The sequence below is a fragment of the Pseudonocardia kunmingensis genome (assembly GCF_006716445.1).
Classification (GTDB): domain Bacteria; phylum Actinomycetota; class Actinomycetes; order Mycobacteriales; family Pseudonocardiaceae; genus Pseudonocardia; species Pseudonocardia kunmingensis.
This window is the reverse complement of the sequence record NZ_VFPA01000004.1, coordinates 442,588-466,136: the sequence shown is the minus strand read 5'-3', so window position 1 is coordinate 466,136 and position 23,549 is coordinate 442,588. Positions and strand designations below refer to the sequence as shown.

Here is a 23,549-nt window from a genome sequence, read left to right as displayed (position 1 = left end):
GCATGACAGAGACGCTGAAGCTGCCGGTGCTTCCGCTCGCCGACTCGGTGGTGCTGCCCGGCATGGTGGTTCCGGTCCGGCTTGACCAGCCGGAGATCCAGGCAGCGGTCGACGCGGCCAACAGCGTCGACCGCCAGGTGCTCGTCGTGCCCCGCCTCGACGGGAAGTACGCGGCCGTGGGCACCGTCGCCGTCCTCGAGCAGGTCGGCAGGCTCCCCAGCGGGGAGAAGGCGGCCGTCGTGCGCGGCGAGGGCCGCGCGCAGATCGGGTCCGGGGTCACCGGTCCCGGCGCGGCGCTGTGGGTGGAGGCCACCCCGGTGGAGGACGGGCCGGTCACCGGCCGGACCACCGAGCTCGCCAAGGAGTACAAGGCCCTCGTCATCGGGATCCTGCAGCAACGGGGCGCCTGGCAGGTCGTCGACTCGGTGCAGCAGATCAGCGACCCCGGCCAGCTCGCCGACACCGCGGGCTGGGCCTCCTACCTCGACCTCGAGCACAAGGCCCGGCTGCTCGCCGAGACCGACGTGACGGCGCGGCTGGAGCTGCTGCTCGAGTGGACGAAGGCGCACGTCGCCGAGCAGGAGGTCTCCGAGAAGATCGCCAGCGACGTCCGCGAGGGCATGGAGAAGACCCAGCGCGAGTTCCTGCTGCGCCAGCAGCTCGCCGCGATCCGCAAGGAGCTGGGCGAGGACGAGCCCGAGGGCTCCGACGACTACCGCGCCCGGGTGGAGGCCGCCGAGCTGCCCCAGCACGTGCGCAAGGCGGCGCTCAAGGAGGTCGACAAGCTCGAGCGCAGCTCTGACCAGAACCCGGAGGCGGGCTGGATCCGCACCTGGCTCGACACGGTCCTCGACATCCCGTGGAGCACCCGCACGGACGACGCCGACGACCTCGTCGCCGCCCGGGCGGTGCTCGACGCCGACCACGCCGGCCTCGACGACGTCAAGGAGCGGCTGATCGAGTTCCTCGCCGTCCGGGCCCGGCGGGAGCGCAAGGGCAAGGAGAAGGTCGGCGGCCGCGGCTCCGGCGCGGTGCTGTCGCTGGTCGGCCCGCCCGGCGTCGGGAAGACGTCGCTGGGGGAGTCGGTCGCCCACGCACTGGGCCGCAAGTTCGTGCGCGTGGCGCTGGGCGGCGTCCGGGACGAGGCCGAGATCCGCGGCCACCGGCGCACCTACGTCGGCGCGCTGCCCGGCCGCATCGTCCGCGCGATCCGCGAGGCCGGTTCGATGAACCCGGTCGTGCTGCTCGACGAGATCGACAAGGTCGGCAGCGACTTCCGCGGGGACCCGACCGCGGCGCTGCTCGAGGTGCTCGACCCGGCGCAGAACCACACGTTCCGCGACCACTACCTCGAGGTCGACCTCGACCTGTCCGACGTGCTGTTCCTCGCCACCGCCAACGTCTTCGAGGCGATCCCGGGCCCGCTCGCGGACCGGATGGAGATCGTGACGCTCGACGGCTACACCGAGGCGGAGAAGGTCGCCATCGCCCGCGACCACCTGCTGCCCCGCCAGGTCGAGAAGGCCGGGCTGGAGCCGTCGGACGTCGAGTTCACCGATGTGGCGCTGTCGATGATCGCCGCCGAGTACACCCGCGAGGCCGGGGTGCGGCAGCTGGAGCGGGGCCTGGCCAAGGTCCTGCGCAAGGTCGCCGTGCAGCTCGACAGCGGGACGCAGGCCCCGGTCCACGTCGACGCCGACGCGCTGGTCGGCTACCTGGGCCGGCCGAAGTTCACCCCGGAGTCGGCCGAGCGCACCTCGACGCCGGGCGTCGCCACCGGGCTCGCCGTCACCGGCGCCGGAGGGGACGTGCTGTTCATCGAGGCCACGGCGATGGAGGGCGAGCCGGGGCTGACCCTGACCGGACAGCTCGGCGACGTCATGAAGGAGTCGGTGTCGATCGCGTTGAGCTACCTGCGGTCGCGCGGGCAGGCCGGTGACCTGGCGCAGCGCAAGCTGCACGTCCACGTCCCGGCGGGCGCCGTGCCGAAGGACGGACCGAGCGCCGGCATCACGATGACGACGGCGCTGGCCTCGCTCGCGAGCGGGCGCCCGGTGAAGTCGTCGGTGGGCATGACCGGTGAGGTCACGCTGCAGGGCAAGGTCCTGCCGATCGGCGGCGTCAAGCAGAAGCTGCTGGCCGCCCACCGCGCCGGCCTCACCGACGTGATCATCCCGAAGCGCAACGAGCCCGACCTCGACGACCTGCCGGAGTCGGTGCGCGGCGAGCTGCGGGTGCACCCCGTGGCGGACGTGAGCGAGGTGCTGGAACTGGCGCTGGAGCCGGCCCCGGTGTCCGCCGCAGCCTGATTCCCTGAACGAACGGCACTTTCGTCGGCTAGGTAGCGACGAGAGTGCCGTTCGTTGCGCTACGCCTTCGTCCGCGATGCCGAGAGGGCCAGCGCCGCGTACACCACGAAGCCGATCACCAGCCCGACCATCCAGCTGTAGTCGTAGAGCGGCTTGAGCAGCGGGATCAGGCCGTCGACCGGGAACGGGCCGCCGCCCTCCGCGGACGAGTAGGCGCCGCCGACCGCGCCCAGCGCGCCGAGCGCCGTGGCCACGACCGCGCGCCAGTTCCAGCCGGCCGTGAACCAGTAGCGACCGCCGGGGTGGTAGAGCTGGGCCAGGTCGAGGTGCGTGCGCGACACCACCCAGTACCCGGCGACGAGCACGCCGGCCACCGACGCCAGCACGCCGCCGTAGAACCCGAGCCACGTGAAGATGTAGATCTGCGGGTCCGACACCAGCCGCCACGGCTGGATGAGGATGCCGATGACGCCGGTGAGCAGGCCTGCCGTGCGGAAGTTCAGCAGGCGGGGCAGGGCGTTGGAGAAGTCGTAGGACGGGCTCACGACGTTGGCGGCGACGTTCGCCGAGATCGTGGCGAGCACGGCCATGACGAGACCGATCACGACCACGACCGGGCTGGAGAAGCGGCTCGCGACCTCCACCGGGTCCCAGATCGCCTCGCCGTAGATCACGATCGTCCCGGACGTGACGACGATCGAGACCATCGAGATGAACGACATGGTGGTCGGCAGCCCGTACACCTGACCGAGCACCTGGGTGCGCTGGTTGCGGGCGAACCGGGTGAAGTCGGGCATGTTCAGCGACAGGGTCGCCCAGAACGCGATCATGCCCATCAGCGACGGCCAGAAGACCGGCCAGAACTCGGCGCCCCAGCCCAGCTCCGAGGGCTGGGCGAAGATCGGCCCGAACCCGCCGACCTCGACGACGATCCAGATCATCAGCGCCAGGAACGCCACCGTGACCAGCGGCGCCGCCCAGTTCTCGAACCGGCGCAGCGCCTCGATGCCGCGCCAGATGATGGCCATCTGCAGCAGCCAGAACACCGCGAACGACAGCCAGGCCGTCCACGGGTACCCGCCGAACGCGGCGGCCTCGGTCCACGCGGGTCCGATGAGCTCGCCGACGACCACGTAGATCGCCTGCCCGCCCACCCAGGTCTGGATGCCGAACCAGCCGCAGCCGATGAACGCCCGGAGCAGGGCCGGGAGGTTCGCCCCCCGCAGGCCGTAGAAGGCGCGGGCGAACACCGGGAACGGGATCCCGTACTTGGTGCCGGCATGGCTGTTGAGCAGCAGCGGTACCAGCACGATCAGGTTCGCCAGGGTGATCGTCAGGAAGGCCTGCAACCAGTTCATGCCCAGTGCGATCAACCCGGACGCGAGCAGGTAGCTGGGGATGTTGTGCGCCATCCCCATCCACAGCGCCGCGTAGTTGTACGTCGTCCACGAGCGCTTCGGCAGGGGCGTGGGCAGCAGCTCCTCGTTCACGAAGCTGTTCGGCCCCACCGCCGACCGGTCGGTGAGGTCGACGCGGCCGAGGTGGTCGGTCTCCTGCGTACGCGGGCTGACGGTCGTCATGGAGCTCCTCCACGGCCGCGGTGGCCGGCTCGGAGCCGGCAGGCTGTGCGCCGGAACCTATTGTTCGGCGCGAGGCCTGGCAATGCTTCTGCTCAGCGCCGCGAGCTAGCGAAACACGATCGTCTTATTGCCGTGGACGAGCACCCGGTCCTCCAGGTGCCAGCGCAGCCCGCGGGCGAGCACCAGGCGTTCGATGTCGCGGCCGCGGCGGACCATGTCGGCGGCGGTGTCGCCGTGGTCCACGCGGATCACGTCCTGCTCGATGATCGGGCCGGCGTCGAGCTCGGGCGTCACGTAGTGGCAGGTGGCGCCGATCAGCTTGACCCCGCGCGCGTACGCCTGGTGGTAGGGGCGCGCGCCGACGAACGACGGCAGGAAGCTGTGGTGGATGTTGATCGCGCGCCCCGCCCACTCCCGGCACAGCTGCGGCGGCAGGATCTGCATGAACCGGGCGAGGACCACGGCGTCCGGGGCGTGCTCGCCGACCATGTCGCGCACCTGCGCGAAGGCGCGTTCCTTGGCGGCGGCGCGGGCGTCCGGGTCGTCGCCCGGCGGCGGGAACGGCACGTGGTGGAACGGCACGCCGTGCGCGCGCACGATCCCGCCGAGGGGCTCGTGGTTGCCGATCACCGCGGCCAGCCGCACCGGGAGCTCCCCGGCGGCGACGCGGCCGAGCAGGTCGTGCAGGCAGTGCGGTTCGGTGCTCACCAGCAGCACGGCCGTCTTGGGCCGCAGGCTGTCGGTGACGGTCCAGCTCGCGTCGCCACCGAGCTCGGCCGCGACGTCGGCGAACCGCGCGCGCAGCTCGTCGGCGTCGAACGGGAGCGAGTCGGCCCGCACCACCTGGCGGGTGAAGAACCAGCCGGTGTGCGGGTCGGAGTGGTAGCCGGCCTCGACGATCCACCCGCCCGCGTCGGCCAGGAAGGTCGCGATGCGGGCGACGATCCCCGTGGTGTCCGGGCAGCTCAGCGTGATGACGTAACGATGATCCGCGGTCGGGTCCATCGGCTCAGCGGCCTCCGGCCAGCCACTGCTGCGTGAACGCCGACTCCGCGGTCAGCAGCTTGCGCACCTGCTCGGCCACGACGCCCTCGATCTTGCCGCCGAGCAGCGGCACCTGGACGGTGACGTCCGCGCGGACCTGCAGCTCGCTGCCGCCGTCCGCGGTGTCGTGCAGCCGCATCCCGCCCGCCGCCGAGGCGGGCGTGCCGGGGATCGCCACCTGCACGTCGCCCAGGTAGCGCCCGCTCTCCTGGCGGGTCCAGCGCTCGGTGCGCTCGATCGTGATGTCGCCGGGCAGCACGCCGCGCACCGCGGGCGGCAGGTCCTTCGCGTCGAGGCCGTGCCGGAGGCGGTAGCGCGCCCCCTCCGTGTCGGCCGTGTGCTCGAGCAGGTCGGCGCCGGGTCCGCCGATGCGCTTCAGCCGTGAACGCAGGTAGTCGGGGTCCACCATCGTGGCGTACACCTCGTCGGCCGGGTACTGCGACGTGGAGCTGTAGTCGATCTGCCGGGACATGCGCGGAGGCTACCCCCGGCCCGGGCCCCCGACCGGGCGACCGCGCGGTGCCATACCGTTGGCCACCGTGCCGGTACCCGACGTCCTGCCCCTGCCGACGCAGCGGCTCGCCCCGCTGACGACGCTGCGGCTCGGCGGACCCGCGCGGCGCCTCGTCGAGGCCACGAGCGCCGACGCCGTCGTCGAGGCGGTGCGCGCGGCCGACGCCTCCGGTGAGCCCCTTCTGGTGCTCGGCGGCGGCTCCAACGTCGTGATCGCCGACGACGGCTGGCCGGGCACGGTCGTGCACGTCGCGAACAGCGGGTACGAGGTCCACCGCCGCCCGGACGGCTCGGTGCTGCTCACCGTGGAGGCCGGGGCGGACTGGGACGGGGTCGTCGCGGCCTGCGTCGCCGAGGGGCTGGGCGGGCTGGAGTGCCTGTCCGGCATCCCCGGGCGCACCGGCGCCACGCCCGTGCAGAACGTCGGGGCCTACGGGGTGGAGGTCGCCGACCTGCTGGTCGACGTCGACCTCTACGACCGCAGGACCGGCGTGGTGCGGCCGGGGGTGCCCGCCGCCGAGCTCGGCCTCGGCTACCGCACCAGCGTGTTGAAGGGCCGCGACGACGCGGTGGTGCTGCGGGTGCGGTTCGCGCTGCCCGGCACCGGGGCGAGCGCGCCCGTGCGCTACCCGGAGCTCGCGCGGGTGCTGGGCGTGGAACCCGGGGCGCAGGTGCCCGCCGCGGCGGCCCGCGAGGCCGTGCTCGGCCTGCGCGGGGGCAAGGGGATGGTGCTCGACGCCGCCGACCACGACACGTGGAGCGCGGGCTCGTTCTTCACCAACCCGGTCCTGCCCGAGGGCGAGGCCCCCGTCGGTGCCCCGCGCTGGCCCGCCGGGCCGGGGATGGTCAAGGTGCCCGCGGCGTGGCTGATCGAGCAGGCGGGCTTCCGCCGCGGCCACCCCGGCCCCGGCGGGCGGGTGGCGCTGTCGGGCAAGCACGTCCTCGCCCTCACCAACCGCGGGGAGGGCACCACCGCCGACCTGCTGGCACTGGCGCGCGAGGTGCGCGAGGGCGTCCGCGCGCGGTGGGGAGTGACGCTGCTCCCGGAACCCGTATTGGTCGGGTGCGGGGAGTGACGGCCGCGTAACCTGGGGGCGAGGGCCCACAGCAGGACAACCCGCGGCGCTCTTCGTGCGTCTTCAGCTGTGGGGAGTTCTTGCTAGGGGGACGCGAGTGTTGCGACGGATCCTGCTCGCACTTGCCATCGTGCTGTGCGGCGCGCTCGGGGTGGCCACCATCGCCGCCGCAGGCCTCTCGGGCGGTGTGCAGGCACCGACGATGCCCGCGGTGCTCGAACCACCGGCCGCCCTCGCGTACGCGCCCGGGGCCGACGCCACCGGCATCGACCCCCGGCAGTCCGCCACCGTCAGCGTCACCGACGGCACCCTCGACACCGTCACGCTGACCGGGCCCGACGGCTCCGAGGTGGCGGGTGAACCCGATGCCGAGCGCACCTCCTGGAGCAGCACCGAGGAGCTGCAGTACGGCACCACCTACACCTGGAGCGGCAGCGCCACCGGCGAGGACGGCGTCGTGGTGCCGGTGCAGGGCTCGTTCACCACGCTCTCGCCCGAGTCGGTCGTGCGGGGCGTCATCAACATCGGTGACGGCCGCACGGTCGGTGTCGCTGCGCCCATCCGGATCCAGTTCGACGAGCACGTCGAGGACCGGGCCGCGGTCGAGCGGGCGCTGTCGGTCCAGACGTCCGTGCCGGTCGAGGGGGCGTGGGGCTGGCTGCCCGACGAGGGCGGCGGCTCCCGGGTGGACTGGCGCCCGCGCGAGTACTGGCCCGCCGGCACGCAGGTCACCGTCACCGCCGACCTGTTCGGCGTGCCCTACGGCGGCGGGGCCTACGGCGCCGCCGACGTCACGAGCACGTTCGAGATCGGTCGCTCGCAGATCGTGAAGGCCGACGCCGCCAGCCACCGCGTGGTCGTCATCCGGGACGGCCGGCAGGTGTTCGACTTCCCGGCGAGCTTCGGGCTCGACTCGGACCCGCGGCGCAACACCCGCACCGGCGTCCACGTCGTCACCGAGAAGTTCGCCGACCGGCGGATGGTGAGCGAGACCTTCGACTACGACGTGATGATGAAGTGGGCGGTCCGGATCAGCAACAACGGCGAGTTCCTCCACGCCCAGCCCGCGACGGTGTCGGTGCAGGGCTCGTCGAACGTCAGCCACGGCTGCATCAACCTCTCCCCGGAGGACGCGAAGGCCTACTACGACACGGCGCTCTACGGCGACCCCGTCGAGGTCACCGGCACCGGTGTCGAGCTGTCGCCCCGCGACGGCGACATCTGGGACTGGACGCTGTCCTGGGAGGACTGGAAGGGCCTGTCCGCGCTGAGCAGCTGATCCGGTTGGGGCCCGGCGGCCCCGGGTACGCGCGGGCATGCATCCCGACGAGCTGAGCGACCAGGTCGCGAGCCGCGCTGTGCCGCTCCCGGAGGAGGAGCGCGTGGCCGACGGCGGCGAGGACCGCCGCGCCGAGGCCGCGGAGATCCTGCACGACTCCGAGGAACGGGTGGACGAGGCGGCCACCGGCCCGCGTCCGGCCGACGCGGCCCGCGAGAACCGTTCGACCGAGGAGACGGCCGGCCCCTGACCGCCTCCACCCGCACCTTGGAGCCTTCCTGCTGTTTCCAGGCCCGGAGAACAGCAGGAAGGCTCCAAGGTGCTGTTGGCGGTGTCAGATCCCCCGCAGCACCGCCGTGGCGTCGCGCACCGTCGTGCGGATGCGGTAGAGCGTGGTGCTGGCCGCCACGTAGAGGGTGCGCCCGTCGTCGCCGCCGAAGCACACGTTCGCGATCTTCTCCGGCACCGGGACGAGGCCGAGCGGCTCCCCGGACGGCGCGAACACCTGCACCGAGTCGTGGCTCGAGGTCCACACGTTGCCGTGCTCGTCCACCCGGAAGCCGTCGGGCACCCCGGGCTGGACGGCGACGAACTCGCGGCCGTTCTTGCACAGCCGGCCGTCGAACACGTCGTAGACGTGGATCGAGTGCCCGGGCGGGCGGGTCGGGTCGCGGTGGCCCTCGGCGGGGGAGTCGGCCGAGTCGGCGACGTAGAGCAGCGACTCGTCGGGGGAGAAGGCGAGGCCGTTGGGGGTCTCGACGTCGATCACGACCGGGATGACCGAGCCGTCGCGGGGATCGTGGCGGAACACGTAGTGGTCGCCGTACTCGAGCTCGCCCGGGTGGCCCTCGCCGGGCTTGCGGATGCCGTAGGAGGGGTCGGTGAACCAGATCGTGCCGTCGCTCTTCACGACGACGTCGTTGGGCGAGTTGAACCGCAGCTCGTCCCACCGGTCCGCGACGATCTCGATGACGCCGGCGCGGTCGCGCTCGACGGCGCGCCTGCCGTGCGAGCACTGGATCACCGAGCCGTCCACGTCGAGCGTGCGGCCGTTGGTGAACTCGACGTCCTCGGCGTAGACGGACAGCTCGCCCGTGGTCTCGGAGAACTGCAGGATGCGGTTGTTCGGGATGTCGCTGTAGCGCACGGCGCGCTCGGCGGCGATCCACACCGGCCCCTCCGCCCAGGTGGAACCGGTGGCCACCGCCTCCAGCTCGGCGCCGGGTGCGAGCAGCCCGTGGTCGAGCAGCTCGGTCATCGTCGTACCTCCACGGTCTCGGTCATCCGGGCCAGCGGCAGCAGCCCGAGCAAGCAGATCACGGCGAGCACGACGTAGTGCACCGTGAACCCGGCGGTGTCGATGATCCAGCCCGACACGGCCGCGGCGAGCACGCCCGACACGCCGAGCGCCACCCCGATCATGATGCCCATCGCGGTGCCGGCCGCGCGCGGCACCGAGTCGATCAGCAGGGCGTAGACCACGGGGAACGGCGCGTTGCGGAACAGCCCCCACGCGAGCAGCACGATCCACGCGCTCGCCGGGCTGCTGATGAAGATCATCCCCAGCAGGGTGGCGGCCCAGCCGAGCACCAGGAACCGGATGGCGAACTTGCGGCCCGCGTGGTCGGACCACGCGCCCCAGACGACCTGCCCGATCCACCCGGTGAGCCCCGAGACGCCGGACAGCAGCGCGGCCAGGCCGAGGCCCATGCCCGCGTCCACCATCTGAACGGTCAGGAACGTCACCGCGCCCGCTTCCGCCCACAGGAAGAGGAAGATCAGCACGACCGACCAGCGGACGTTCGCGTGGGCGAGGGCCTCCTTCACCGGGGCGAGGCCTGATCCGCGGGGGCGGCTGGACAGCTCCGGCAGCGGGCGGGTGAGGCCGCGGTCGTCGATCCAGTCGTAGACGCGCTGCTGGTTGCGCCGCGTGCCGAGGAACGCCTGCGCGACGATGATCGGGATCCCGAGCAGCGGGATGAGCAGGAACGCCTCGCGCCACCCGGCCACGCCGAGCACGGCCGCGATCAGCGCGCCGGTGAGGAACTGCCCGAGCGGGAACCCGGTGTGGTGCACGCCGACGGCGAAGCCGCGGTACTCCTTGGGCCACCACTCGCTGACCAGCGCCACGTTCACCGGCTCCGAACCGCCCCGGCTGATCCCCATCGGGATGCGCAGCAGCAGGAACGCCACGAAGCTGCCCGCGAGCCCGAACGTGAGCGCTCCGCCGAGGATCCCGATGATCATCGCGACGTTCCAGGTCCAGGTGCGCCGGTACCCGGTGCCGATGCGGTCCGACAGCCACCCGAAGCCCAGCGCCCCGACGATGAGGCCGGCGAAGAACACCGAGTTCACCAGCCCGGCCTGGGCCGCGGTGAGTGCGAACTCCTCCTGGATCGCCGGCAGCACCGCGGGCAGGATCCCGCCGTCCACCGCGGTCATCAGGATGGCCCCGGTGGTGACGGCCAGGGTCGCCCAGGACAGCGGGTGGGCGCGGGGCACCCAGGACGCGGCGCGCGCGCCGGTGGGCTTGTCGGACACCGGCGACCTCACTGACGCGTCGGGGAAGACGATCAGCACCCATCTTCTGGGCCGGGTGCCGGTCGCGTCAACGCGTCAGGTGTCGCGGTGCGCCCGCGTCGCGCTCGCCTGGGCACGGGGCTTGAGCACGATCTGGTCGAGGTTCACGTGGGAGGGCCGGGTGGCGGCGAACGCGATCACCTCGGCCACGTCGTCGGGGGTGAGCGGCGTGATCCCGCGGTAGACGCCCGCGGCCCGCTCGGCGTCGCCGCCGAAGCGGACCATCGAGAAGTCGGTCTCGACCATGCCCGGCAGCACCTCGGTGAGCCGCACCGGCTGCCCGAGCAGCTCGCCCCGCAGCGTGCGGTGCAGCACCGACTGCGCGTGCTTGGCGCCGGTGTACCCGGCGCCGTTGTCGTAGGCCTCGAACGCCGCGATCGACGTGACGGTGACGATGTGCCCGTCGCCGGAGGCCAGCAGCGCGGGGAGCAGCGCCTTCGTGACGCGCAGCGTGCCCATCACGTTGGTCTCGAACATCCAGCGCCAGGCCTCCTCGTCGGCCTCGGCCACGGGCTCGAGCCCCTTCGCCCCGCCCGCGTTGTTGACGAGCAGCCGGCAGTCCGGGACGGCCGCGCCGAACGCGGACACCGACTCGGGGTCGGTGACGTCGAGCCGCAACGCGGTGCCGTCGATCTCGGCGGCGATCGCCGCGCACCGGTCGACCCGCCGGGCACCGAGCACGACGTGGAACCCCGCGCGGGCCAGGGCGCGAGCGGTGGCAGCCCCGATCCCGGAACTGGCCCCGGTGACGACGGCGGTAGGACGATCAGTCATGCGGGAAGCGTAAGAGACCCCCGACGAGAGCACCTTGGAGCCTTACTGCTGTTTCTAGGGCCGCTCAGCAGCAGTACGGCTCCAAGGTGCGCTCGGGGCTTGCGCTCGGGGGCTAAGGGCCGAGGCCTCGCTGGGCGGTTCGGCTGCCCCTGCGGGCTGCGGCCCGCTGCCAGGTGAAGATCGCCCAGCCGATCCCGCCGAGCAGCGCCCCCGCCAGGCAGGTGGTGAACCAGATGTCCAGGGGGCGCAGGCCCACCCACGCCGCGACGAGCAGCCCGGCGGCCCCGAGCAGCCACAGCGTCGTGCCCACGAGCACCACCGTGCGCACCTGGGTGAGCCGGGGCGGCAGGGGCGGGGGCGCGACCACCGGCCCAGCGTACGTGCCGGTCGCCCCGGCGTGCCTTAGCTTGTGCGCGTGATCGAGCGCCTCTTCCGCGTGTCCGAACGCGGCTCCACCATCGGTCGCGAGCTGCGCGGCGGCCTCGTGACGTTCGTGACGATGGCCTACATCGTCGTGCTCAACCCGCTGATCCTCGGCAGCGTCAGCGCCGAGGGCCCCGGCGCGAAGCCGGACGCGCTGGGCAACGTGCTCACCGTGCCGCAGGTCGCGGCCGTCACCGCGCTCGTCGCGGGCGTCATGACGCTGCTGTTCGGCCTGATCGTCAACTACCCGTTCGCGATCGCCACCGGGCTCGGCATCAACGCGCTCGTGGCCTTCACCCTCGCGCCGCTGATGAGCTGGCCGGAGGCGATGGGGCTGGTCGTCGTCAACGGTCTGGTGGTCGTCGTGCTGGCGGCGTCGGGCTTCCGCACGGCGGTGTTCAACGTGGTGCCCGCCCCGCTCAAGGCCGCGATCGCGGTCGGGATCGGGCTGTTCATCGCGTTCATCGGGTTCGTCGACGCCGGCTTCGTGCGGCGCATCGCCGACGCCGCGGGCACGACCGTGCCCGTCGGGCTGGGCATCGGCAACTCGATCGCCTCCTGGCCGACCTTCGTGTTCGTCGTCGGGCTGCTGATCACCGGGATGCTGGTGGCCCGCGGCGTGCGGGCGGGCCTGCTGATCGGGGTCGCCGTCACCACGGTGATCGCCGTGATCGTCGAGGCGATCGTCCAGGTGGGGCCGTCGGCGGGGACCAACCCGCGCGGGTGGGCGCTCTCGGTGCCCGCCCTGCCCGACAGCGTCGTCGGGGTGCCGGACCTCTCGCTCGTGGGCGCCGTCTCCTTCGGTGCCTTCACCCACGTCGACCTGCTCACCGTGCTGCTGCTGGTCTTCACCCTGGTGCTCGCCGACTTCTTCGACACGATGGGCACCGTCACCGGCCTCGGGCGCCAGGCCGGCTTCATCCGCGAGGACGGCCAGCTGCCGCGGATCGGACCCGCGCTGGTGGTCGACGCCGCCGGCGCGGTGGCGGGCGGGCTGGCGTCGTCCTCGTCCAACACCGTGTACGTCGAGTCCGCGGCCGGGATCGCCGAGGGTGCGCGGACCGGCCTCGCCAACGTGCTCACCGGCGCGCTGTTCCTGCTGGCGATGTTCTTCACCCCGCTCTACGCGGTGGTGCCGATCGAGGCGGCCGCACCCGCGCTCGTGATCGTCGGCGCGCTGCTCGTCCGGCAGGTCACCGAGATCGACTTCAGCGAGTTCCGGGTGGCGCTGCCCGCCTTCCTGACGATCGTGGTGATGCCGTTCACCTACTCGATCGCCAACGGCATCGGCGCGGGCTTCATCTCGTACGTGGCACTCTCGGTGGCCACGGGCCGGGCGCGCACCGTGCACCCGCTGATGTGGGTGGTCGCGGTGGCGTTCGTCGGCTACTTCGCGGTGGGGCCGCTGCAGGCCCTGTTCGGCGGCGCATGATCGAGGGGTTGCGCGATCAGGAGAGGGTAGGCTAACCTCAGCTCGTCGCTTCGTGGTGGGAGCGGCGCGTCAGTTCGGGAAACCTGTGGGGCCCGGCCGCGAGGCCGGGCCCCACAGCCGTCTCAGGAGCCCTCCAGCGAGTACTGGCGCACCCAGTCGACGTGCATGGTCGACTCCTGCGGGGTGTCGCCCTCGGGGAACCAGTCGAGCTGGATGCACAGGTGCATCGGGCCGGGCGGGAAGATGCTGGTGTCGGTGGTGCGGTACCACTCCTCGCCGTCCACGTACGCCGTGATCGCCTCGGGTGTCCACTCCACGGCCCAGTTGTGCCACTCGGTGCCGTCGATCTCCACCTGGCCGTTGACCTGCGAGTTGTCCTCGCCGTAGTGGATGAAGATGTCGGTGGTCTGCCGGGTGTGGTCGAGCATCTCCATGAAGTCGATCTCGCCGCCCACCGGGAAGTCCTCGGCGTCGGGCCAGAGCAGCAGCAGCGCGTTGTAGGAGGGGTCGGACGCGGGCGCGCGCACCCGCCCCTCCCACCGCCCGTACTTCTGCCCCGGGTTCCAGGCCATCCCCGCCGTGGTGCCGCTGGAGTCGCCGGTGATGGTCAGGATCCCGTCCTGCACGGTGACCGCCGACGGGGACCGCCTGCCCTCGCCCGCGTGGCCCGGCCCGTCGTAGACGTCCCACTGCTCGGTGCCGCCGGTGAAGTCGTCCTCGCGGTTCGGGGTGCCCCAGCCGTGGACGGCCGCGGCCGTGGTGCCCTCGGTGTCGGAGCCCTCCGCCGGTGCCGCGGACTCCTGCTCCCCGGACCGGGTGTCGTCGCGGCCGTCGTCCGCGCCCTCCTCCGGTCCGTCGGCGGGTGCCCGGTCCGCCCGGCCGGGGTCGCGTCCGTCGGCTCCCGTGCGCTCCTCGGCGGGCCCAGGATCTGCGGGCGCGGGATCGTCCGGCTCGGGTTCGGTGTCGGGTCGCGCGCCGGGCCGCTCGGGCTCGACGACGGTCACCGACGGATCCGGTGCCGTGCCGTCCGGCGTGGTGGTGCCGGGCGCGACGACGACCACGACGACCGCGATGCCGGCGGCCAGGTACTTGCGGATCAGCTCCTCGAGCTCCTCGAAGCTCATCGCTCAGTCCTCCCCGGCGAGCAGCTCGGGCGTGGCGGGGGAGTCGGCGGCCACCAGCCAGCGGCCGTCGGGCTGGCGGGCGAGCACCACGTGCCGCGTACCGAGGTCGACGACCGCGGTGCCGCCCGGCGCCCCGGTGGCGGTGCCGACCTCGGCCCGGTACGCGCGCCTGCGGTCGCCCGCGTCCGCGGTGACGAGCGACAGCGCCGTGACGGTGGCGGTGCGCGCCTGCCCCGCGGGCGGCGGGTCGAGGACCACCACGCCGACCGTGGCCGGTGGGCTCCCCGGCACCGCGTACGCGGCGCCCCGCAGCGAGGTGCGCCCGGCGTCGTCGGGGGTGGTGGAGTGGGCGGCCGCGAGGTAGGCGCGCGCCACCGCGTCGGGGTCGGCGGGGTCGACGGCGGGGTCGGCGGGCGGCGCGGGCGCTCCGCGTCGCACCGGTGCGGCGTCCACCGCGCGGCGGTCCTCCTCGCCGATGGCCGCTCCCGACGGCGGGTCGCCGGACGGCGGGGTGGCCTGCGTGGCCCCGCCGACGAGGGAGAACACGAGCAGTGCCACCGCGGCGGCCGAGAGCGCGGCGAGCAGGGAGATCCGGGCAGGGCGGGTGCGCGTCCGGGTCGGCGTCCGGGTCACGGTGTCACTCCTGGAAGCTGATGTGGACGTGGTCGAAGTGGCCGCCGGTGGCGTCGCGGACGTCGTAGACACCGCCGCCGCTGTAGCGCTTGCCCCAGCCGTCGCCCTGGTCCTCGACGTCCGGCGCCCAGTAGCGCCCCTGCCAGATCAGGTACTTGACCCGCAGCGGCTCGGCGTTGCTGCGGAACCAGTCGGCGACGCGCCACCCGGCCTCCAGGTCGGTGCCGTCGGCGAACGTGCCGGGCTCGGTGGCGAACAGGTCGCACGCCCGTCCGCGCGAGTGGTCGCTGCGGGGGTTCCAGGCGTGCTCGTCCCAGCATCCGGCGGAGCGGATCACGGGGCCGTCCGACCAGCTGCCGAAGGTGGCCGCGGCCGCCTGGAGGCCGTGCCGGGTGGCGCCGGTGAGGCAGCCGTCGCCGGTGGGGTCGGGCGGCCGGCAGCCGGTGGCCCCACCGGTCCACGGCGCCGGCGCCGCCGGCGCGGCCTGCTCCTGAGGTGCCGGTTCCGGCGCGCTGAAGCGCTCGAGGTTGGCGTGCACCGCGGCGACGTACCGCGCGACGACCTGCGCGCACCGCTCGCCGCAGCCCGCCTCGCCCGCCTGCGGGACCCCCGTCTCGCTGCCGGTGACCCGCCCGCATCCGGCGATGTGGCAGACGAGCATCGCGTCGAGCGGTGTGGTGGGTTTCTCGGTGGCCTCCAGGTGCGCGGTGACCGCGCGCAGGTTCGCGCACACCCAGGGCACCGCGACCCGCAGGTGCGCCTCGGCGGACAGGACGTCGTCGTCGTGCCCCGGTGGGTCCGACGCCCACGCCCGCCCGCCCGCCGCCTCCCAGTTCTGCGCGCTGAACTGGTAGAGCCCGGCGGGCCCGCCTTCCCGCGACGACGTGAGCGCCGCGTCCCAGCCGGACTCGGCCTGCACCTGCGCCACGACCCACACCGGCGGGAGCTCCGGGCAATGCGTGGCGGTGAGCTCGGTGATCAGGGGGAGGGCGTCGCGGGCAGGCGCGGGGACGGCGTCGGTGGCCACCCCGGACACCCGGTCGGATGCGGGCGGCTCGGCGGGTGCGGCGCCCATGAGCAGCACCGCCGCCAGCGCGGCGATCGCGGCCGCGAGCGGGCTGCGCCCCCGTGTCGTGCGCGGCACCGCTCACCCCGCCCGTCCCGCCGCGAGGGGCGGGGGCCCGGCTTCGAGGGTGTCGTCGTCGGGTTCGGAACGCGGCCCGACCCACCTCGGGACCGGCGCCGTGGTCGTGGGTGCCGTGGTCGCGGCCAGCGTCGTGGGGGCCGCGGTCGCGACGGGCCGGGGCAACGGCTGCAGCCCGATTCGCAGCACCGCCGCGGCGGGCCTGCTGACGAGCGGCGGAGCCAGGCGGTCGAGCATCCCCGAGCCGGTGAGGACGTCCACGACGCGGCGCAGGGCGGCGGCGTAGGAGGCGACGTCGGGCGGCAGGGCGTCCGGCGGGAACGCGAGCACCGCCGCGGCCGTGGCGCGGTCGTCGGTGCCCGCCCACCGGGCGAGGTGGGGGAGCGCGAGCACGGCGGCGAACCCGTGGATCGCCCGCGGTGGCGCGGCGGGCGGGCCGGGCGCCTGCGCGAGCACGAGGACCGGACGCGGGCCTGCGGGAGCGCGGGCCAGCCTCGCGGCGTGCCCCACGGACGCCGCGTCGGACGGGCAGAGCAGGACGTCGGCCTCGCCCGCGGCACCCGGCCGGAGCAGCCCGCCGTCGGTGGCGTGCAGGGCCGCCGCGAGCGTGCTGGTGCCCGCACCGCGGGCGAGGCCGACGATCACCGGTCGGCGCACCGCGCTCACCAGCCACCTCCGGGGTGCTCGGCGAGCGGGTCGTCGTCGGCGAGCGTGTGGTCGTCGGGTTCCGCGGGGGGCGGCGGGGGTTCCTCGGCGTCGAGGGTCTCCTCCCACGCGTCGATCGCGAGGCGGCCGCCCTCCAGCACCACGGGCACGCTGAGGCGGACCCAGCAGGCGGCGAGGCTGCGCCACCCGCGGCCCGTGGGCGCCGGGGCGACGGCGGGGACGCCCACCGGTGCGTTCTCGGGCTCCCGGCCCGCGCCGCGCGGGTCGTGCTCACCCACCGACCGGTAGGGCGTGACGCGCACGCGGACGTCGACGAGGACGCGCCCGTCGCCGTCGGCGCGGACACTGCCGGGCAGCGCGAAGTCGGCCCGCTGCCGCCCGTGGCCGGTCCACCCGATCCGGGCCGGGTCGCTGCCCGCGGCCGCCAGGTAGCCGTGCAGTACCCGGCCCCGGCGGGCGGGGTCGTCCTCGTCCCATGACAGGTAGTCGACGGCGAACGCCCCGGCCAGCGCGGCGGCCTCCGCCGGGTCGGGGGCCGGTGGCACGCGCGGACGCCACGCAGGGCGCGGTGGCACCGGCGGGAAGCCGCGCGGGTCGGTGGCGGGCTCGTTCGCGACGGGCGGTGGGAAGGCGGGGCGGGCCGCCTGCGTTGCCGGCCCACCGGGTGCCGGCCACGGCGCACCCGCGCCCGCGGGCGGCGGCCATCCCCCCGACGGGTAGGGCGGGAGCGCGGGCGGCGGGGCGGCCGGCGTGGCCTCCTGCGCGGGAGGCGTCTCGGGGGCGCGTCCGAAGAGCCGGAACCGGGCCACGGCGATCACCGGGCCGTGGGCGCCGGGGCAGCGCTGAGGGCGGGGCCGTGAGGGGCGGGGCTGCGGTCCGGTCTGCGGGCTGCGGGCATGGGTCCCCCTGTCGTCGGGCGCGCGGGAGCCGCCCGCAGGCGGGCTGCGGGCTCTGGTCCTCGCCGGTGCCGCGGGTGGTGCCGCTGGGTGCGCGCACGACGGTAGGAGCGCCGCCGCCGCCGTGGGGCCGAACGGGGAAGCGGTTTGCAATAGTGAACGCGAGGGCGGCGTCCGGGCCGGTGTCAGCCGGGCAGCGGCCAGGTGTGCACCGGCTCGTTCGCGGCCGAGTGCTCCAGGTAGCGCTCCAGCATCCCGTGCAGGGCGGTGGGCCGGTCGGCACCGGCCGACTCGAGCGCCGCCACCGTGTCGAGCTGCCACGCGGCGCCCGTGCGGCGGGCGACGCAGCGCTGCTCGATGATCGAGAGGAAGCGGTCGGTGACGTCGGACTCGACGCCCCAGCGCGCGAGCCCGTCGGCCGCCTGCGGGAGCAGCTTGCGCAGCACGAGCTCGTCGGGCCGGATCCAGCCCGTGCCCGGCCAGTACAGCGGCCCCTCCAGGCCGTGGCGGGCCGCGGTGATGAAGTTCTCCTCGGCGGCCTCGAACGACATCATGCTCCACAGCGGCCGCTCGGCCTCGACGAGCGTGCGCAGCAGCCCGTAGAAGAACAGCGCGTTGGCGACCATGTCGACGACCGTGGGCCCGGCGGGCAGCACGCGGTTCTCGACCCGCACGTGCGGGACGCCGTCGGCCACGTCGTACACCGGGCGGTTCCAGCGCCAGATCGTGCCGTTGTGCAGCCGCAGCTCGTCCAGGCCGGGCACGGTGCCCGCCTCCAGCTCGGCCATCGGGTCGCTGTCGTCGTCCGTGTGGGGCATGAGGGCCGGGAAGTAGCGGCCGTTCTCGGAGAACAGGTCGAGGATCGAGGTGATCCAACGCTCCCCGAACCACACCCGCGGCCGCACGCCCTGGTTGCGCAGCTCGGGGGTGCGCACGTCGCAGGACTGCTCGAACAGCGGGATGCGGGTCTCCGCCCACAGCCGCGAGCCCAGCAGGAACGGCGAGTTCGCGCCCACCGCCAGCTGCACGCCCGCGAGGCACTGGGCGGCGTTCCAGTAACCGGCGAAGGAGTCCGGGTGGACCTGCAGGTGCAGCTGCATCGAGGTGCAGGCGGCCTCGGGCGCGATGGAGTCGAAGTCCGCCGTCAGGTGTTCCGGCTCGACGCCGTGCCGGCCCGAGGGGTCGTCACCGGCGATGTCCAGCCGGATCGGCTCGCCGCGGGCGCCCAGCATCTGCTCGTTGAGCGTCTCGTAGCGCGGGTCGGGCGACAGGGCCTCGACGACGAGGTCGTGGCGCTGCAACGTGGGCAGGATCCCGATGACGGCCAGCTGCGCGCCGCAGTCCACGGCGCTGGAGCGGGCGACGGCGAGCTCGTCGACGAGCTGGCGCTCCAGGTGCTGCCACTGGTCGCCGGGCAGCGGGCGCGGCGGCAGGTTGAGCTCCAGGTTCCAACGCCCGAGCTCGGACTGGAACTGCGCGGCGCCGATGGCCCGCAGCACGTCGGCCCCGGCGAGCGACGGGGCCAGGTCGTGGTCGACGAGGTTGAGCTCCACCTCGAGCCCGGTCATCGGTTCGTCGCGCGCGAACGGGTGCTCGCGCAGCATCACCGCGAGTGCGTCGAGACAGCGCTGCACCTTGGCGCGGTAGCGCTGGCGATCGCGTCGACTGAACGTCCTCCGGTCGACGTCCTGGCCCATGCGTGCGCTGCCTCCCGGCCCCGGGTGGGACCCGGAGTTGTCTCGATGCTCGCGCCGGACGACCGCGGCGGCGGCCGCTCACGCGCGGGCTGTCCACCGTGGCACGGCTGGTGATCCCTTCGCTACGGCCGACCGGATGACCGCTGCGAGCACATCGGCGTGGCCTGGGACGATGTCCGGTCGTGGCCACCATCACTCCCGTCGACGACCCGGCCGACCCGCGCGTGACCGACTTCCGCGACCTGACGACGGCGGATCGCCGCCCGGACCGGCCGGGCGGTCGCGGCCTCGTGATCGCCGAGGGCGTCGTGGTGGTGCGGCGGCTGCTCGAGTCGCCCTACCCCGTGCGTTCCCTGCTGGGCGTGCGGCGCCGGTTCGACGAGCTCGCCGACGACCTGGCCGGGGTGGACGTGCCCGCCTACGCCACGGACGCCGAGACGATGGCCACGGTGGTGGGTTTCCACCTCAACCGCGGCGTGCTGGCGGTGGCCGACCGGGCCGCGCCCCCCGACGTCCACGCCCTCGTGCGCGACGCGCGGCTCGTGGCCGTGCTGGAGGGCGTGAACGACCACGAGAACCTCGGCGCCCTGTTCCGCAACGCCGCGGCGCTCGGCGTGGACGCGGTGCTGCTCGGGCCCCGCTGCGCCGATCCCCTGTACCGGCGCAGCGTCCGCGTCTCCATGGGCCACGTCCTCCGGGTGCCCTTCGCCGAGCTGCCCGGCCCGTGGCCGGCGTCCTTGGACGTGCTGCGGGCCGCAGGCCTGCGCGTCGTCGCCCTCACGCCGGCCGCGGACGCGCAGCCGCTCGCGGCGGCGGGAGAGCGCACGGCGCTCCTGCTGGGAGCCGAGGGCCCGGGCCTCACACCGGACGCGCTCGCCGCCGCCGACTCGCGGATGCGGATCCCGATGGCCTCGGGCGTGGACTCGCTGAACGTCGCGACGGCGGCCGCGGTGGCCTTCCACGCGCTTGCCCCGCTCTGAGCCCCCTGACCGGGTGCGGATCTCCTAGGCTGGTCACGTGGAGCTCGCCTCGGGGGGACGGGTCCTGCTCGGGGAGCGCCGAGCGGGTGATCCGCCACTGCCGTCCGAGCTGGAGGATGCGCTCCGTGAGTGGGCGGCCTTCGCCGTCACGGTCTCCGCGGGCGGCCCGGCGGAGCGCGACCTGCTGCAGCGCCGCGGCCGGCAGCTCGCCGTCCGGGTGGCCGACGCCCTCGGCAGGCCCGTCACGTACACCGACCCGGTCACGGGGCGCGTGGAGTCGGTCCCGGCCCATCCGAGCGGGCCGATCCCGCGCGTCGACCCCGATCCGCCCGGGCCCACCCCGTGGGCCACCGGGCTCGCCGTGTCCGCGTTCACAGCCGTGCTCGTCGCCGTCGGCGACGTCGCGCTGAGCTGGGCCTTCGCCGACGCGTTCGGGCTGCTCTGGATGCCCGCGAACGTGCTCGTCGCGCTCGGGTTGGCCCCGTCGCTGCACCTGCTGCGGCAGGTGCCCTTCTGGCGCTGGCCTGCGATGGGCGCGGCGGTGGGGCTCGGGGTGGCGTGGGTGGTGCTGCTGTTCGGGTTGCTCGGCGACTAAGGAGACCTCGGGCGGGATCAGCCCGTGTCGCGCCTCAGCGCTGGCCGCGCACCCCGAGCAGGACCTCGTCCCAGGACGGCATGACCGGCTTGCCCTTCTTGGTGCGCCGGTTCGCGGCGGCGGGCTTCGCGGTGTCCTCCGTCGTCGCGGCCGGCTGGGCTGCGGCGGGCTCGGCCTTCGCCGCCGGTCGTTCCGCGGCCGGAGGCTCGGGATCGGTGACCGGGCGCTCGGCGGCCGCGGCCACGGGCTCCTCCACGACGGGAGCGGCGGGCTTCTCGGCGTCGGCTGCGGGCTTCTCCGCGGCCGGGGGCTCGGCCTTCGGCGCCGGCCGCTCGGCGGGCTTCTCCGCGGGCTTCGCGGCCGGCTCGGGACGGCGGCGCTCCGTGCGGGCCGCCTCGCGGGTGCCGGCCGCGGGCCGCTCCGCCTCCCGCCGGTCGCTCGCGGTGGCCTCCCGACGGGTCGGCTCCTCGTCGACCGGCTCCTCGCGCTCGACGCGCTCCGGCCGCCGGGTGGGTGCCGTGTCGGTGCGGGCGCGCTCGGGTCGTGCGGGTTCGGGGCGCTGCGGCTCGGCCGGCGCCTGGCGTTGCACAGGTGGCATCGGCCGGCGCGGTTCGGGCGTGGTGCGGGGAGCACCGCGCTCCACGGTGCGCGCTTCGGACGCGTGCTCGCGCGGGGCCTCGAGACGGCCGCCGCGGACCGTGTCGGACGCCGCGGCGCGCAGCTCCTCGTCGGGGGCGGGGGCCGGGGCGGGGTCCTCGGGACGGGCGATGTCGATCACCGGGCCGACCGTGCGCAGCGGTCGCGCCGGCAGCCCTTCGACGAGGTCGCTGGCGTGCTCGTCCACCGCGGTGACGGTGCCGCCGTGGGCGCCCGGCTGGAACGTCCAGTGGGCGCGGTTGTCCGAACGGCCCGCGCGCCAGGACAGGGCGACGATCCACTTGCCGTCCTCGCCCTTCCAGGAGTCCCACTCGGCGTCGGCGTACTCCTGGCCGCGCAGGCCGAAGGTGTGGGCGACGACGTCGCCGAGCATGCGCGAGTCGGGGCCGTCGGCGCGCACGGGGTGGGCACGCTGCGCGACCTCGGCGGTGCGGGATCTCTCGAGCAGGACGGGGTAGGCGAAGCGTTCGATCTTCTGCAGCGGGACGCCGGCCGCCGTCGCGACCTGTTCCACGGACGCTCCGGCGCGGATTCGGGCCTGGATCTCACGTGGGCGCAACTGGCTCTCCAACTCGATCGCGATCTGTCCGAGCCGGGTGAGGTCGCCCCGCGCTGCAGCTCGCAACTGCTCGTCGGCGGGCACGGTGAAGCGCTCGCGTCGGCCCGGGTCCTCGAGGACGACGGAGATCTCACCGCCGCCCTCGGTGATCCCGACGACCCGCAGCGCCCGCATCAGCGGCCCTCCTGCTCTCGTTCTCCCCGTCCGGGTGACGGTAGTTGCCGGATCGCTCCCTGCGTCGGAGGCGCGCCGGGACCGCGAGGGTGCACCTGACGTGCCACGGTGCCCCCGACCTGGCCCCTGCCCGGTGCGGCGCGCCGACGACAGCAGGGTTGAGCTGGGACGCATGTTACTGGTGTGACTACGCAGCGCAAACAGTGGTGGCCACAGGCCGTGAGTGGATACGAGTGCACCAGCACTCGTATCCACTCACGACGTGAGTCAGCTCTGGCGCTCGACGACCCAGTCGATGCATGCGGTCAGGGCGGAGACGTCCGCGGGCTCGACCGCCGGGAACATGCCGATGCGCAGCTGGTTGCGCCCCAGCTTGCGGTACGGCTCGGTGTCGACGATGCCGTTCGCGCGCAGCGTCTTGGCGACGGCGGCGGCGTCGACCCGGTCGGCGAAGTCGATCGTGCCGACGACCTGCGACCGGTGGGCCGGATCGGCGACGAACGGCGTGGCGAACTCGGACTTCTCGGCCCAGGCGTAGAGCCGGCCCGACGAGTCGGCGGTGCGCGCGACGCAGGCGTCGAGCCCGCCGAGGCCGAGCATCCAGTCGATCTGCTCGGCCATCAGGTACAGCGTGGCGAGCGCCGGGGTGTTGTAGGTCTGGTCCTTGACCGAGTTGTCGACGGCCGTGGCGAGCGAGAGGAACGGCGGGATCCACCGGTCGGACCCGGCGAGCTCCTGCACCCGCTCCAGCGCGGCCGGGCTCATCAGGGCGGCCCACAGCCCGCCGTCGGAGGCGAAGCCCTTCTGCGGGGCGAAGTAGTAGGCGTCGGCCTGGCTGACGTCGACCGGGAGACCCGCGGCGCCCGAGGTGGCGTCGATCAGCACGAGCTGGTCCGCGGTCGCGCCGTCGGGCCGCACCACCGGCACCGACACGCCGGTCGAGGTCTCGTTGTGCGCCCACGCCAGCACGTCGCAGGACGGGTCGGTGGTCGGTTCCGGCGCGGTGCCCGGCTCGGAGGAGACCACGACCGGGTCGGCGAGGAACGGGGCGCCGCGCGTGGAGTCGGCGAACTTCGAGGAGAACTCCCCGTAGGTCAGGTGCAGCGCGCGCTCGCGCACCAGGCCGAACGCGGCGGCGTCCCAGAACGCCGTGGACCCGCCGTTGCCGAGCACGACCTCGTAGCCCTCGGGCAGCGAGAACAGCTCGCGCAGCCCGGTGCGCACCCGCCCGACCAGCGACTTCACCGGCTTCTGGCGGTGAGACGTACCCATGATCGCCGCACCTGCCCCGGCGAGGGCGGTGAGCTGCTCCGGCCGGACCTTGGACGGCCCGCAGCCGAAGCGGCCGTCGGCGGGCTTGAGGTCGGCGGGGATCTGGAGGTCGGTGGACGTCGAAGCGGTCACGGCCCCCAGT

22 protein-coding genes are annotated in these 23,549 nt (G+C 74.2%); 7 read left to right on the top strand and 15 right to left on the bottom strand.

Annotated elements, in window-relative coordinates; genetic code table 11:
* Positions 1-2 precede the first annotated feature (2 nt).
* Positions 3-2,309, top strand: a complete 2,307-nt coding sequence (lon, locus tag FB558_RS31965; protein ID WP_142059960.1) for an endopeptidase La — start codon at positions 3-5, stop codon at positions 2,307-2,309.
* A gap of 59 nt (positions 2,310-2,368) precedes the next feature.
* Here the strand turns inward: lon and FB558_RS31960 are convergent, their stop codons facing one another.
* The 3 genes from FB558_RS31960 to FB558_RS31950 form a co-directional block, all read right to left on the bottom strand.
* On the bottom strand, positions 2,369-3,889 hold the full coding sequence (locus tag FB558_RS31960) for an NCS1 family nucleobase:cation symporter-1 (RefSeq protein WP_142059958.1): 1,521 nt from the start codon (positions 3,887-3,889) through the stop codon (positions 2,369-2,371).
* Between the two features lie 105 nt (positions 3,890-3,994).
* Entirely contained in the window at positions 3,995-4,894 is a 900-nt protein-coding gene (gene purU / locus FB558_RS31955; protein WP_142059956.1) for a formyltetrahydrofolate deformylase, read from the bottom strand.
* Between the two features lie 4 nt (positions 4,895-4,898).
* The gene (locus FB558_RS31950) at positions 4,899-5,405 is read right to left on the bottom strand and encodes a DUF2505 domain-containing protein (protein WP_142059954.1); all 507 of its coding nucleotides are present in this window, start codon (positions 5,403-5,405) and stop codon (positions 4,899-4,901) included.
* A gap of 67 nt (positions 5,406-5,472) precedes the next feature.
* Here FB558_RS31950 and FB558_RS31945 point away from each other — a divergent pair, with 67 nt between their 5' ends.
* The 3 genes from FB558_RS31945 (at position 5,473) to FB558_RS31935 (ending at position 8,051) form a co-directional block, all read left to right on the top strand.
* Positions 5,473-6,522 carry a UDP-N-acetylmuramate dehydrogenase gene (locus FB558_RS31945; protein WP_246106903.1) on the top strand — a complete coding sequence of 350 codons (1,050 nt, stop codon included), beginning with the start codon at positions 5,473-5,475 and terminating at the stop codon, positions 6,520-6,522.
* A gap of 97 nt (positions 6,523-6,619) precedes the next feature.
* Positions 6,620-7,801 (top strand): L,D-transpeptidase, encoded by a 1,182-nt coding sequence (locus FB558_RS31940; RefSeq protein ID WP_246106902.1) that lies wholly within the window; start codon positions 6,620-6,622, stop codon positions 7,799-7,801.
* A gap of 37 nt (positions 7,802-7,838) precedes the next feature.
* Positions 7,839-8,051, top strand: a complete 213-nt coding sequence (locus tag FB558_RS31935) for a hypothetical protein (protein WP_142059950.1) — start codon at positions 7,839-7,841, stop codon at positions 8,049-8,051.
* Positions 8,052-8,135: 84 nt separating this feature from the next.
* Here FB558_RS31935 and FB558_RS31930 read toward each other — a convergent pair whose 3' ends face one another.
* From FB558_RS31930 to FB558_RS31915, 4 genes are all read right to left on the bottom strand, one after another.
* On the bottom strand, positions 8,136-9,059 hold the full coding sequence (locus tag FB558_RS31930) for an SMP-30/gluconolactonase/LRE family protein (protein ID WP_142059948.1): 924 nt from the start codon (positions 9,057-9,059) through the stop codon (positions 8,136-8,138).
* Positions 9,056-10,342, bottom strand: coding sequence for an MFS transporter (locus FB558_RS31925; protein ID WP_142059946.1), 1,287 nt, complete (start codon positions 10,340-10,342; stop codon positions 9,056-9,058). Before FB558_RS31925 ends, FB558_RS31930 begins: the two co-directional genes overlap by 4 nt.
* Positions 10,343-10,417: 75 nt before the next feature.
* Positions 10,418-11,155, bottom strand: coding sequence for an SDR family NAD(P)-dependent oxidoreductase (locus FB558_RS31920; RefSeq protein ID WP_142059944.1), 738 nt, complete (start codon positions 11,153-11,155; stop codon positions 10,418-10,420).
* Positions 11,156-11,267: 112 nt separating this feature from the next.
* Positions 11,268-11,522 carry a DUF2530 domain-containing protein gene (locus FB558_RS31915; protein WP_142059942.1) on the bottom strand — a complete coding sequence of 85 codons (255 nt, stop codon included), beginning with the start codon at positions 11,520-11,522 and terminating at the stop codon, positions 11,268-11,270.
* 48 nt (positions 11,523-11,570) lie between these two features.
* Between FB558_RS31915 and FB558_RS31910 the strand changes: the two genes are divergently transcribed.
* Positions 11,571-13,010: an NCS2 family permease gene (locus FB558_RS31910; protein WP_142059940.1), complete on the top strand. Its 1,440-nt coding sequence runs from the start codon at positions 11,571-11,573 to the stop codon at positions 13,008-13,010.
* A 122-nt stretch (positions 13,011-13,132) separates the two neighbouring features.
* Here the strand turns inward: FB558_RS31910 and FB558_RS31905 are convergent, their stop codons facing one another.
* From FB558_RS31905 to FB558_RS31880, 6 genes are all read right to left on the bottom strand, one after another.
* The gene (locus FB558_RS31905) at positions 13,133-14,134 is read right to left on the bottom strand and encodes a glycoside hydrolase family 16 protein (RefSeq protein ID WP_142059938.1); all 1,002 of its coding nucleotides are present in this window, start codon (positions 14,132-14,134) and stop codon (positions 13,133-13,135) included.
* 3 nt (positions 14,135-14,137) lie between these two features.
* Positions 14,138-14,767: a hypothetical protein gene (locus FB558_RS31900; protein ID WP_142059936.1), complete on the bottom strand. Its 630-nt coding sequence runs from the start codon at positions 14,765-14,767 to the stop codon at positions 14,138-14,140.
* A 4-nt stretch (positions 14,768-14,771) separates the two neighbouring features.
* Positions 14,772-15,911: a VldE C-terminal domain-containing protein gene (locus FB558_RS31895; RefSeq protein WP_142059934.1), complete on the bottom strand. Its 1,140-nt coding sequence runs from the start codon at positions 15,909-15,911 to the stop codon at positions 14,772-14,774.
* 3 nt (positions 15,912-15,914) lie between these two features.
* Positions 15,915-16,577, bottom strand: coding sequence for a hypothetical protein (locus FB558_RS31890; RefSeq protein WP_142059931.1), 663 nt, complete (start codon positions 16,575-16,577; stop codon positions 15,915-15,917).
* Positions 16,574-17,386 carry a hypothetical protein gene (locus tag FB558_RS31885; RefSeq protein WP_142059929.1) on the bottom strand — a complete coding sequence of 271 codons (813 nt, stop codon included), beginning with the start codon at positions 17,384-17,386 and terminating at the stop codon, positions 16,574-16,576. The genes FB558_RS31890 and FB558_RS31885 overlap by 4 nt, the downstream gene beginning before the upstream one ends.
* A 272-nt stretch (positions 17,387-17,658) precedes the next feature.
* Positions 17,659-19,170, bottom strand: a complete 1,512-nt coding sequence (locus FB558_RS31880; RefSeq protein ID WP_142059927.1) for a glutamate-cysteine ligase family protein — start codon at positions 19,168-19,170, stop codon at positions 17,659-17,661.
* A 182-nt stretch (positions 19,171-19,352) separates the two neighbouring features.
* Here FB558_RS31880 and FB558_RS31875 point away from each other — a divergent pair, with 182 nt between their 5' ends.
* Positions 19,353-20,150, top strand: coding sequence for a TrmH family RNA methyltransferase (locus tag FB558_RS31875; RefSeq protein WP_142059925.1), 798 nt, complete (start codon positions 19,353-19,355; stop codon positions 20,148-20,150).
* 37 nt (positions 20,151-20,187) lie between these two features.
* Positions 20,188-20,745 (top strand): DUF2537 domain-containing protein, encoded by a 558-nt coding sequence (locus FB558_RS31870; protein ID WP_142059923.1) that lies wholly within the window; start codon positions 20,188-20,190, stop codon positions 20,743-20,745.
* Positions 20,746-20,779: 34 nt separating this feature from the next.
* Here FB558_RS31870 and sepH read toward each other — a convergent pair whose 3' ends face one another.
* Both sepH and serC read right to left on the bottom strand, forming a co-directional pair.
* Positions 20,780-22,135 (bottom strand): septation protein SepH, encoded by a 1,356-nt coding sequence (gene sepH / locus FB558_RS44130; RefSeq protein ID WP_211366998.1) that lies wholly within the window; start codon positions 22,133-22,135, stop codon positions 20,780-20,782.
* A 267-nt stretch (positions 22,136-22,402) separates the two neighbouring features.
* Complete coding sequence (serC, locus tag FB558_RS31860) at positions 22,403-23,539, bottom strand: phosphoserine transaminase (protein ID WP_142059921.1); 1,137 nt, start codon at positions 23,537-23,539, stop codon at positions 22,403-22,405.
* Between the last annotated feature and the right edge of the window lie 10 nt (positions 23,540-23,549).